At 66.6% G+C, this 11,329-nt stretch carries 8 protein-coding genes and 1 pseudogene; 4 read left to right on the plus strand and 5 right to left on the minus strand.

All coding sequences use genetic code 11. The features are described from left to right. Positions 1-353: 353 nt before the first annotated feature. The 4 genes and pseudogenes from F7Q96_RS05730 (at position 354) to F7Q96_RS05745 (ending at position 5,274) form a co-directional block, all read left to right on the plus strand. The gene (locus F7Q96_RS05730; RefSeq protein WP_053823199.1) at positions 354-1,745 is read left to right on the plus strand and encodes an SAM-dependent methyltransferase; all 1,392 of its coding nucleotides are present in this window, start codon (positions 354-356) and stop codon (positions 1,743-1,745) included. 20 nt (positions 1,746-1,765) lie between these two features. Continuing rightward, positions 1,766-3,095 (plus strand): annotated as a pseudogene (locus F7Q96_RS05735) (sensor histidine kinase). 5 nt (positions 3,096-3,100) lie between these two features. Beyond that, positions 3,101-4,285, plus strand: a complete 1,185-nt coding sequence (locus F7Q96_RS05740; RefSeq protein ID WP_053823198.1) for a hybrid sensor histidine kinase/response regulator — start codon at positions 3,101-3,103, stop codon at positions 4,283-4,285. Then, positions 4,282-5,274: a response regulator gene (locus F7Q96_RS05745; protein WP_053822487.1), complete on the plus strand. Its 993-nt coding sequence runs from the start codon at positions 4,282-4,284 to the stop codon at positions 5,272-5,274. The genes F7Q96_RS05740 and F7Q96_RS05745 overlap by 4 nt, the downstream gene beginning before the upstream one ends. A gap of 125 nt (positions 5,275-5,399) precedes the next feature. Here the strand turns inward: F7Q96_RS05745 and secF are convergent, their stop codons facing one another. The 5 genes from secF to queA form a co-directional block, all read right to left on the minus strand. Further along, positions 5,400-6,371: a protein translocase subunit SecF gene (gene secF, locus F7Q96_RS05750; RefSeq protein ID WP_053822486.1), complete on the minus strand. Its 972-nt coding sequence runs from the start codon at positions 6,369-6,371 to the stop codon at positions 5,400-5,402. A 107-nt stretch (positions 6,372-6,478) separates the two neighbouring features. Continuing rightward, entirely contained in the window at positions 6,479-8,353 is a 1,875-nt protein-coding gene (gene secD / locus F7Q96_RS05755; protein ID WP_053822485.1) for a protein translocase subunit SecD, read from the minus strand. Between the two features lie 209 nt (positions 8,354-8,562). Further along, complete coding sequence (yajC, locus tag F7Q96_RS05760) at positions 8,563-8,892, minus strand: preprotein translocase subunit YajC (RefSeq protein WP_006577207.1); 330 nt, start codon at positions 8,890-8,892, stop codon at positions 8,563-8,565. A 132-nt stretch (positions 8,893-9,024) separates the two neighbouring features. Beyond that, the gene (gene tgt / locus F7Q96_RS05765; RefSeq protein WP_053822484.1) at positions 9,025-10,155 is read right to left on the minus strand and encodes a tRNA guanosine(34) transglycosylase Tgt; all 1,131 of its coding nucleotides are present in this window, start codon (positions 10,153-10,155) and stop codon (positions 9,025-9,027) included. Positions 10,156-10,201: 46 nt separating this feature from the next. Continuing rightward, positions 10,202-11,239 (minus strand): tRNA preQ1(34) S-adenosylmethionine ribosyltransferase-isomerase QueA, encoded by a 1,038-nt coding sequence (gene queA, locus F7Q96_RS05770; protein WP_053822483.1) that lies wholly within the window; start codon positions 11,237-11,239, stop codon positions 10,202-10,204. Positions 11,240-11,329 lie beyond the last annotated feature (90 nt).

An 11,329-nucleotide genomic window follows, 5' to 3' on the forward strand; every position in this document is an offset into this window, starting at 1 on the left:
CGTTGTCCACTGCAGGGGCCCACAGTACAATCGGTCGCTGATTCGCACCTGGCGGCCCGGGAGCGGGACCGGGGCAGGCGTTGCCCGACCGCGACCGAGGCCGTTGCCGGCCGGCTTCCGGTCAGGCTGCTGGCCCGCATCGGCCTGTCGTTGGCCCGCTGTGTTCCCGCAGCTTTGCCCTTTCGCCGCTCACTTCCCGATCAGGATCGCAAGCGTATGCCCAACCCCTAGTTCCGTGCATCGCCTTCGCCGAGCCGTTCGCGAGTTCCTTCGCCCATGCCGCGCCGGACCGTTCCGACCCCCGTGTCGGCATGAGCCAGCCGCATTCTTCGGATTATCCCTGGCGCAAAACCGTGTACTCCCAAACGCAAATTGATCCGGTGGTCAGCTTCCGCAACTCGCAGGGCGAGCAGGTGCGGGGCACGATCATCAATCTCCAGAGAAAGTCTCTGGTGATGGAAGTCTATAACCCGTATTCGATCGTCCAGGTCAGCGAGGTATTGAGCGACCTGAGCGTCAGGATCGGGGCCAAGAACGCCTATCTTGGCAAAGCGGTGGTGATGAGCCTGGTCAATACCGGTCTCACGGCGGTGGTCTCGCTGACGCTGATCGACGAGTGGCGCGAGCTGAGCGACCTGCCCAACGAGCCGCGCTCGGTGGGACGCGAGGCCGAGCTGTTCGTCACGGACTGGGACACGCGCTTCAACATCCGCCGCGATTACCAGATCGCCGTCAACGAGATGCGCGCCTTCCTGTCCGAGGTGTCGCGCTGGGTCGAGCAGGTGGACCTGACCGAAAGCCTGCCCAAGGTCGACGGCCGCCTGCGCGAGGACGTGTTCCAGGAGCTGGCCACGCCGCTGATGGTCAAGGTCAAGGCGTATCTGGACCGGCTGGAAGGGGAGGCCGAGCGCGTCGACGTCGAACTGGCGCCGGTCCATCGGACCTATGCGCAATCGGCGCTGCATCCGCTGCTGCTGCGTGCGCCGTTCGTCTATCGCACCTTCACCAAGCCGCTCGGCTACGCCGGCGACTACGAGATGGTGAACCAGATCCTCAGCGATCCGCAGCAGGGGCCCACCACCTACTTCCAGATCGTCAACACGGCCTTCCTGAAGGCGGCGGTCGCCACCGCGCACCGCAACCGCATCGATCTGCTGGTCGAGTTCCTCGGCCGCCAGGCCGACAGCGCCCGCGCCGAGGGCCGACCGTTTCGCGTGCTCAACGTCGGCTGCGGCCCGGCCTTCGAAATCCAGCGCTTTGCGCGCGAATACGCCGAGCCCGAACGGCTGTCGTTCCAGCTGGTCGACTTCAGCGAGGAGACGCTCGAATTCACGCGCGGCTCGATCCAGCGGGCGGCACGCGAGGCGGGCCGCAACCTGCAGGTCGAGATGGTGCACGAGTCGGTGCACGAGCTGCTCAAGCGCCGTATCGCGGTCGAGGACCCTTCGGTGCGCGAGTTCGATGCGGTCTATTGCGCCGGCCTGTTCGACTACCTGTCCGACAAGGTCTGCGCCCGCCTGCTGAACCATTTCGCGGCGCGCACGCGCCCCGGCGGGCGGGTCCTGGTCACCAACGTCCATTCGAGCAATCCCGAGCGATACGGCATGGAGCATCTGCTCGAGTGGTACCTGATCTATCGCGACGAAGCAAAGATGCTGAGCCTGCTGCCCGAGCAGTCGACCGACCACCAGGTCTATGTCGATGCCACGGGCGTCAACGTGTTCGCTGAAGCCACCATCTCCTGAGGCGGCGCCGCCGATCTGCCATGACTGTCAACCGACTCTACGCCGGATACCAGGCCGAACTGGCCGACTTTCGCCTGGCGTTCAGCCGCGGCGGGGCCTACACCGCCATCGTGCTGGTGCTGCTCGGCATGGGTCTCGATTACGGCCAGTACCCGGAATGGCAGGTACCGTTCGCGGTCGCCCGCATCGTCGTCTCGATGCTGATCGCCGGCATCGTCGTGGTGCTGTACAGCCAGCACGGGCGCAGGTTGGCCCCGTGGCTGACGCTGTCGTGGCTGCTGCTGCCGCAGCTGATGATCGCGTGGATGATCTGGGAGACCGATGGCGTCGCCTCGCCGTACTACGTCGGCCTGAACCTGGCGATCTTCGCCGGGCATCGCGCTGCCGTTCGGCCTGTGGCAGAACGTGGTGTTCGGCGGGCTGTCCTACCTGTGCTACCTGGTCGCCTGCCTGCTGCATCCTGATGGGCTGCATCCGATCGGCACCTTCATCGTCAATTCGCTGTTCGTGCTGTTCGCCGGGGCGGCCAGCGCGGTCTACACCTACTTCAACGAGAAGGGCCGCTTCCAGCTGTTCCGGCTGAAGGAAGAACTGGCCCACAAGAACGACGAGCTGGCGCGCATCAACGAGAACCTGGCGCAGATCAAGGGCCAGCTGCTGCAGCAGGAGAAGATGGCCGCGGTCGGTACGCTGGCCGCGGGGCTGCTGCACGAGGTCAACAACCCGGTCAATTTCTGCCTGATGGCGATCGAGATCGCGCTGGAGGAGCCCGAAGCCAAGGAGAGCGCCTCGCTGCAGGAATGCCTGATCGACGCGCGCCAGGGGATGCAGCGGATCCAGCATATCGTCTCGGACCTGAAGATCTTCGCCTATCGGCAGCCCGGCGCCGAGGTCGAGGGCCGGCCCTTCCTGTTCGAGAAGGCGCTGGACTCGGCCAGCCGGCTGACCGCGCACGAACTGCGCGGCGTGCGGATGACGCGCGAGCTGCCGCCCGACACGCTGGTGTTCGGCGACGAGGCGGCCATCATCGGCGTGCTGATCAACCTGTTCTCGAACGCGGCGCTGGCGATGCGCAAGGCCGGCACGCCTGCACCGGCGATCCATACCACCGTCGTCTGGCGGGACGGCCGGCTGCATGTCAACGTGCGCGACAACGGCCCGGGCATCCCCAGCGAGAATCTTGCGCGCGTGTTCGAGCCGTTCTTCACGACGCGCGAAGTCGGACAGGGCCTGGGACTGGGGCTGTCGATCAGCTATGCGGTGATCGAGCGGCATGGCGGCGTACTGTTCGCCGAAAGCGAGCTGGGCCAGTGGGCCGCGTTCAGCTTCGATCTGCCGCGGGCGGAATGAGCGCGATGACAGAACAGCGGACAGACCAGCGGACGGATCCGCGGCCCGAGCTGCGATCCGATCTGCGCCAGCCGCGGCTGACCGTGCTCTACGTCGACGACGAGGAGATGGCCTGCAAGTACTTCGCGCGCGCGGCCGGCGCGGAGTACGAGGTGCTGCTCGCCCAGGGCGCCGACCAGGCGATCGAGATGCTGCGCAACGACAGCGGCCGCACCGCGGTGCTGGTCACCGACTTCCGCATGCCCGGGCGCAACGGTGCCGATCTGCTGCGGCAGGTTGCCGCCGAATATCCGCAGATCGTGCGGATCCTGGTGACGGCTTACGCCGACAAGGACATGCTGCTGCAGACGGTCAACAGCGGCGAGGTGTTTCGCATCCTCGAGAAGCCGCTCGGCCTGCAGGCGGTGCGCGACGTACTGGCGCTGGCGCGCGAGCGCTATCGCGAACGGCAGTCGCGCCACCAGCGGCTGACCGCGATCGACGAGACGCTGGCGTTTCTGGCGCACGAACTTAACACCCCGCTCGCGGCTATCGCGAATTTTGCCCGTGGTGTTGAAAGCCGCAGCAGCGCCGAATACGATCCGCAGCGCCAGGCCGAGATCGGCCAGGCGGCCGCGGTGATGCACAGCAATGCGCAGTACTGCCTGGCGGTGATCTCGTCGTTCCTGGAATCGGTGCGCGGCAATGGCGAACGGCCGCTGACCAGCGAGAACGATCGCGACATCACCGCCGGCAGCCTGATCATGGCGCTGCTCGACAGCTATCCGTTCACGGGCCCGCAGCGCAACTGGATCGAGGTCGAACTGCACGGCGATTTCATCGTTCATACGCTGCCGAACTGCGTGTCGCTGGTGCTGTCGTCGCTGCTCAACAACGGCTTGCGGGCGCTGACCGATGTTCCCAGGCCGTCGCTGCGCTTCCGTGTGGTGGCGCAGCCCGACCCCGTGATCTGCATCAGCGACAACGGCCCGGGCATTCCACCGGACGTGATGGAACGCCTGCTGGTCGATCCGGTCACCACGCATGCCGCCGCCGGCGGAAATGGCCTCGGCATGATTTTCTGCAACCGCGTCATGCAGTCGTTCGGCGGCGGCATCCGGATCGAGTCGACCCCGGGCGCCGGCACCACGGTGACGCTGGAATTCCCCCATACGAAGACTCGAATGCACAGCAATAGGAGCGGTCAATGAACGAACCGAACGACAACCAGGCATCGCCTCCCGCGATTCTGTTCGTCGACGACGAGGCCACCGCGGTCAAGTATTTCCAGAGGGCGATCGGCGGGCTGGCGCCCGTGGTCACCGGCGGTTCGGTCGAGGAGGGCAAGGCGCTGCTCGAAGCCCATGGCGACACGCTGGCCGTGCTGGTCTCGGACCAGCGCATGCCGGGCGAATATGGCAACGAGCTGCTGCGCCATGCCCGCGAGCACTATCCGCATATCGTTCGCATCCTGACCACTGCCTATTCGGAGCTCGAGTCGACGGTGCAGGCGGTCAACGAGGGGCAGATCCACCGTTATATCAAGAAGCCGTGGGACATCACCGCGCTTCGCATGGAACTCAAGCAGGCGCTGGAGATTGCCGGCCTGCGCCGCGAGCGCGACCAGCTGGTGCGCGAGAAGCTCAGCGTGATTCAGCGGCAGACGCTGGCGGCGCGCATCGGCATGGTGCGCGCGCTGTGTGCCAGCCTGATCGGTCCCGAGCGCTTCCAGCCGGTCGAGACCTATCTGGCGGCCGCCGTGCTGGCGGGGGCCAAGGGTCCCGAGCCGGACTGGGCGCGGATGGACTACGCCGACCTGGTCGGCGCCGAAAGCCAGCGCAGCGGCGCCTTCGGCCATGCGGTGGCGAGCCGCCTGGCGCAGCTGCGCGCCGCCCATGACGCCGCCGCGGGCGCCGATGCGCTGGCGGTGATCGCGCAGCAGCTGGGCGAGGCGGTGCGCCGCGACGGCGACGCCCTGGTGTGGCTGTCGTTGCCGGTGCTGTCCGAATTCCTCGGCGCACCGGTCGGCACGGCGGTGTCGGAGCAGCACGCCGCGTGGTTTGCCGCGCTGCTGTGGCTCGACCACAGCGGCAATGCGCTGCAGATGCTGCGCGACGGCAACACGATCGTCTCGCGCCTGGCGCCCGCGTCGAGCGAATTCGGGGCCGACCGGCTGGCAATCTGGATCGAGCAGTTCTGATGCGGTTTTCTCGCCGCTCCCGCTTGGGGGAGAGGGGGGACACAGCCGGTGAGCGGTACGCTGGAGCAAGAAAAAACGGGGCCTGAGCCCCGTTTTTTTATGCGTGCTTCCTTACTACCGGAACGTCATGCCTGCGCGCCGTAGTTCGGATCGTCGCGGTCCGCGCCGCTGGCCTTCTTTTCGCCCTTGATCAGGTCCTCGCGCTTGACGCCCAGCCACATGGCCAGCGCCGCGGCGACGAACACCGACGAATAGATGCCGAACAGGATGCCCACGGTCAGCGCCAGCGCGAAGTAGTGCAGCGTCGGGCCGCCGAAGAAGAACATCGACAGCACCATCATCTCGGTCGAGCCGTGCGTGATGATGGTCCGCGACATCGTGCTGGTGATCGCGTTGTCGATGACCTCGTGGGTCGTCATCTTGCGGTACTTGCGGAAGTTCTCGCGGATCCGGTCGAAGATCACCACCGACTCGTTGACCGAATATCCGAGCACCGCCAGCACCGCCGCCAGCACCGACAGCGAGAATTCCCACTGGAAGAAGGCGAAAAAGCCCAGGATGATCACGATGTCGTGCAGGTTGGCGATGATGCCCGCCACCGCGAACTTCCATTCGAAGCGGATCGACAGGTAGATCACGATGCCGGCGATCACGAACAGCAGCGCCAGCAGGCCGTCGGTGGCCAGCTCCCTGCCGACCTGCGGGCCGACGAATTCGACGCGCTGCAGGTTGGCGTCGGGCGAGACCGCCTTGAGCGCGCCCATCACCTGCTCGCTCTGCTGCGCCGAGCTGATCGGCTTGCCGTCGGCGCTCTTCTGCAGCGGCAGGCGGATCATCACGTCGCGCGAGGTACCGAAGTTCTGCACCTGCACGTCGGTGTAGCCCAGCTTGCCGACCTGGCCGCGGATCCGCTCCAGATCGGCCGGTTGCTGGTAGCTGACCTCCATCACCGTGCCGCCGGTGAACTCGATCGACAGGTGCAGGCCCTTCTGCCAGAGGAAAAAGACGGCGGCGAAGAACGTCACGAAGGAAATCACGTTGAAGATCAACGCGTGCTTCATGAACGGAATGTCGCGCCGGATGCGGAAGAATTCCATGGTGAATCCTGTATCTGCTGCAGCGTGCTGCGTTCGGGTGTTTCGTTTTCAGAGCGAAGCCGCGGGGCAGGGCCGCGCGCGGCTCGCGCTCGATGCGCTGACTTCGCTCACTTGTTGGCCACGGTGCCCTTGTTGTCGGGGCTGGGCCTCCAGATCTGGCCGATCGACACGCTCTGCAGCTTCTTCTTGCGGCCGTACCAGAGGTTGACCAGGCCGCGGTTGAAGAACACCGCCGAGAACACCGACGTCAGGATGCCCAGGCAGTGCACCACCGCAAAGCCGCGCACCGGGCCCGAACCGAAGGCCAGCAGCGCCAGGCCGGCGATCAGCGTGGTCACGTTCGAGTCCAGGATCGTGGCCCAGGCGCGGTCGAAACCGACCGCGATCGCCATCTGCGGCGACGCCCCGGCACGCAGTTCCTCGCGGATGCGCTCGTTGATCAGCACGTTGGCGTCGATCGCCATGCCCAGCACCAGCGCGATGGCCGCGATGCCGGGCAGCGTCAGCGTGGCCTGCAGCATCGACAGCACCGCGATCAGCAGCAGCAGGTTGACGCCCAGCGCGATCACCGAGAACACGCCGAACAGCAGGTAGTACAGCACCATGAAGACGGCGATCGCGGCGAAGCCGTAGGCCACCGAATCGAAGCCCTTCTCGATGTTGTCGGCGCCCAGCGACGGGCCGATCGTGCGTTCCTCGATGATCTCCATCGGCGCGGCCAGCGAGCCGGCGCGCAGCAGCAGCGCCAGGTCGTTGGCGGCCTCGGTCGAGTACGAGCCGGTGATCTGGAAGCTCGAGCCCAGTTCGGACTGGATCGTCGCCACCGTCAGCACTTCGCCCTTGCCCTTCTCGAACAGCACGATGCCCATCGGCTTGCCTATGTTCTCGCGCGAGACATCGCGCAGCACGCGGCCGCCCTGGGCGTCGAGCTTGATGTTGACGGACGGGCGCTGGTTCTGGTCGAAGCCGGCCGACGCGCTTTCGATGCGGTCGCCGGTGAAGATCACCTGCTTCTTCAGCACCACCGGGGCGCCGTTGCCGTGCAGGAACAGCTCGCTGCCGAACGGGATCGGATCGCCCTGGCGCGGCGCGCGCGGCGCGTCCGGATCGACCAGGCGGGCCTCCAGCGTGGCGGTACGGCCGATGATGTCCTTGGCCTTGGCGGTGTCCTGCACGCCCGGCAGCTGCACCACGATGCGCTCGGCGCCTTGCTGCTGGATCACCGGCTCGGCCACGCCCAGTTCGTTGACGCGGTTGTGCAGCGTGGTGATGTTCTGCTTCACGGCGGCATCCTGCACCGCGCGGCGCGCCGCTTCGGTGAAGGTGCCGACCACGTTGTTGCCGTCCATCGCGAAGGTCAGGTCCGGCATGGTGTCGGCCAGCACGCCGCGAGCACGGTTGGCGTCCTCGGGATTGTTGAAGCGCACCGTCACGCGGTCGCCGTTGCGGTCCACGCCGCCGTGGCGGATGCCCTTGTCGCGCAGCACCGTGCGCGCATCGCCTGCCAGGCTGTCGAGCTTCTTGTCGACCGCGCCCTTCATGTCGACCTGCAGCAGGAAGTGCACGCCGCCGCGCAGGTCCAGGCCCAGGTACATCGGCAGCGCATGCAGCGACGTCAGCCACTTCGGCGAGCCGGACAGCAGGTTCAGCGCGACCACATAGGTCGGGTCGGCGGGATCGGGGTTCAGCGCGCGCGACAGCACGTCCTTGGCGCGCAGCTGCTCGTCGGTGGTGCGAAAACGCGCCTTGACCGAGCCGGACTGTCCCGACACGTCGAAGAACACACCGTCGGGCTGCAAGCCGTTCTGCGCCAGCACCTGCTCGATCTGCTTCTGCATCGCCAGATCGACCTTGACGGTGGCCTTGCCCGACGAGACCTGCACCGCAGGCGCCTCGCCGAAGAAGTTGGGCAGCGTATAGATGATGCCGATGGCAAGCGCCACCAGGATCACGAGGTATTTCCAAAGCGGATAGCGATTCATCTTCGGCCAGTCTTTCTACGGTCTTGCTACGGCCGGCGCGGCGCGCGGACGGCAGTCCGCGGGCGCGCCGCGCAGGCAACCGGTTGGCAAACAGCCGCCTGGCCCGACCGGAGACTTCCCGGGGCGGGGCCAGGCGGCTGTGCGGGCACGCTATTGGCGGCGTGCCGGAACCTTGCGGCCAAGCCGCAAGGCGTAAGAGAGCGAGGGGCTCAGAGCGCCTTGAGCGAACCCTTCGGCAGCACCGCGGTGACGGCGTTCTTCTGCACCGTGATCTCGGTGCCTTCGGCGATTTCCAGCGTCACATACTGCTCGTTGACCTTGGTGATCCGGCCCAGGATGCCGCCGGCGGTCACGACTTCGTCGTTCTTGGCCAGCGCTTCCAGCATCGCCTTCGCTTCCTTCTGCCGCTTCATCTGCGGGCGGATCATGATGAACCAGAGCACCGCGAACATCAGGATGATCGGCAGGAAACTCATCAGGCCACCCGCCGCGCCGCCGGCTCCGCCGGTGGCCTGGGCAAATGCGTTCGAAATCAGCACGTTGCTTCTCCGTCACAAATTACATTCAAGGAATCGGGCATTCTATCACCCGCTTCGGGCGGTTCAGGCGCTTCTTCGCCCGCCTGGACAGGCCCGTCTCGCACGGCCGGCGGCAGGGCCGGCAGGCCCGGTCTACTGGGTGCCGCGCGCCCGGTCGGTGGCGAACTGGCGGCGGAAGGCGTCGAAGCGGTGCTGCTCGATCGCCTCGCGGATTTCGCGCATCAACTGCAGGTAGTAATACAGATTGTGGATCGTATTGAGCCGCGCGCCCAGAATTTCTCCAACCCGGTGCAGATGGTGCAGATAGGCCCGGGAGAAATTGCGGCAGGTGTAGCAGGCGCAGCTTTCGTCCAGCGGCCGCGGGTCGTTGCGGTGCGCCGCGTTCTTGATCTTGACGTCGCCAAAACGGGTAAACAGCCAGCCGTTGCGCGCGTTGCGGGTCGGCATCACGCAGTCGAACATGTCGACACCGGAGGCCACGCCCGCCACCAGGTCCTCCGGCGTGCCGACGCCCATCAGATAGTGCGGCTTGTCCGCCGGCAGCCGCGGGCCAACGTGTTCGAGCACCCGCATCATGTCTTCCTTGGGCTCGCCGACCGACAGTCCGCCGATCGCCAGGCCATGGAAGCCGAGCTCCGACAGCCCGGCCAGCGACTCGTCGCGCAGGTCCTCGAACATGCCGCCCTGGACGATGCCGAACAGCGCGTTGGGGTTGGCCAGCCGCTCGAACTCGTCGCGCGAGCGTTTGGCCCAGCGCAGGCTCATCCGCATCGAGCGCGCGGCTTCCTCGTGCGTGGCCGGGCGGCCCTCGATCTCGTACGGCGTGCATTCGTCGAACTGCATCACGATGTCCGAGTTCAACGTGCGCTGGATCTGCATCGAGATCTCCGGCGACAGGAACAGCTTGTCGCCATTGACTGGCGAGGCGAAGGTCACGCCGTCCTCGGTGATCTTGCGCAGCTCGCCCAGCGAGAACACCTGGAAGCCGCCCGAGTCGGTCAGGATCGGCTTGTCCCAGCCGATGAAGCGGTGCAGGCCCTGGTGGGTGTCGATGACCTCGAGCCCGGGCCGCAGCCACAGATGGAAGGTATTGCCGAGGATGATTTGCGCGCCGATCTCGTTCAGCTCCAGCGGCGACATCGCCTTGACCGAGCCATAGGTGCCGACCGGCATGAAGATCGGCGTTTCGACCACGCCGTGGTTCAGGGTGACGCGGCCGCGGCGGGCGTTGCCGTCGGTGGTGAGCAGTTCGAATTGGAGCATGGGGTAGCGGTGGCGGAGATTCGTTGGGGCGGTGCGTGCCGGCGGCTCAGCGCTGGCGCTGCAGCAGCATCGCGTCGCCGTAGCTGAAGAAGCGATAGCGCTGCTCGACCGCATGGCGATAGGCGATGCGGATCGGCTCGATGCCGGCCAGCGCGGACACCAGCATCAGCAGCGTCGACTTGGGCAAGTGGAAGTTGGTGATCAGCGCGTCGACCAGCCTGAAGCGGTAGCCAGGCGTGATGAAGATGTCGGTGTCCCCGCTGCCGGCCACCAGCTCGCCCTCGGGCGTCGCGGCCGATTCCAGCGCGCGCAGCGAGGTGGTGCCGACCGCAATCACGCGGCCGCCGGCGGCGCGGGTGTCGCGCACCGCCTGCGCCAGTTCCTCGGAGATCGCGTACCACTCCGAGTGCATCTTGTGTTCGGCCAGGTTCTCGGTGCGCACCGGCTGGAAGGTGCCGGCGCCGACGTGCAGCGTCAGGAAGGCGCGCCGCACGCCGTGCGCATCGAGCCGCGCGAACAGCGCGTCGTCGAAATGCAGCCCGGCCGTCGGCGCGGCCACCGCGCCCGGATGACGGGCATAGACGGTCTGGTAGCGGGTCTCGTCGTAGGCGTCGGGATCGTGCGTGATATAGGGCGGCAGCGGCAGCCGGCCGAAGCGCTCGATCAGGTCCAGCGCCGGCTCGGGAAAGCGCAGCGTGAAGAACTGGTCCACGCGCGGGCCGACCGTGACATCGAAGGCATCGGCCAGCCGCAGCGTGCTGCCCTCGGCCGGCGTCTTCGAGGCACGCACCTGGGCCAGCACCGTGTCCTGGTCCAGGACCCGCTCGACCAGCACCTCGACCTTGCCGCCGCTGGCCTTCTGGCCGAAGAAACGGGCCTTGATCACGCGGGTGTCGTTGAACACCAGCAGGTCGTTCGGGCGCAGATAGTCGGTCAGGTCGGCGAACGCACGGTCGTCCAGCTCGGTAGCGCCGTCCGCGCCGGTCCGCACGACCAGCAGCCGGCTCGCGCTGCGGTCTGGCAGCGCGGTCTGGGCGATCAGTTCGGGCGGCAGCGGAAAGTCGAAATCGGACAGCGTCAGCATAAAGGGACAGGGGCCGGCGCCTCGAAACGAGGCCGGCACGTATTCTCAAACAGTCGGCAACAGTGGGCAGCGAGCCGCAGCAGGACAGGG

This window comes from Cupriavidus gilardii (assembly GCF_008801915.1).
GTDB lineage: Bacteria > Pseudomonadota > Gammaproteobacteria > Burkholderiales > Burkholderiaceae > Cupriavidus > Cupriavidus gilardii.

Excerpts from the sequence above, each read along its gene's own strand:
- F7Q96_RS05740 (WP_053823198.1), top strand. The coding sequence starts at position 3,101 with ATGACAGAACAGCGGACAGACCAGCGGACGGATCCGCGGCCCGAGCTG.
- F7Q96_RS05745 (WP_053822487.1), top strand. The coding sequence starts at position 4,282 with ATGAACGAACCGAACGACAACCAGGCATCGCCTCCCGCGATTCTGTTC.
- secF (WP_053822486.1), bottom strand. The coding sequence starts at position 6,371 with ATGGAATTCTTCCGCATCCGGCGCGACATTCCGTTCATGAAGCACGCG.
- secD (WP_053822485.1), bottom strand. The coding sequence starts at position 8,353 with ATGAATCGCTATCCGCTTTGGAAATACCTCGTGATCCTGGTGGCGCTT.
- tgt (WP_053822484.1), bottom strand. The coding sequence starts at position 10,155 with ATGCTCCAATTCGAACTGCTCACCACCGACGGCAACGCCCGCCGCGGC.
- queA (WP_053822483.1), bottom strand. The coding sequence starts at position 11,239 with ATGCTGACGCTGTCCGATTTCGACTTTCCGCTGCCGCCCGAACTGATC.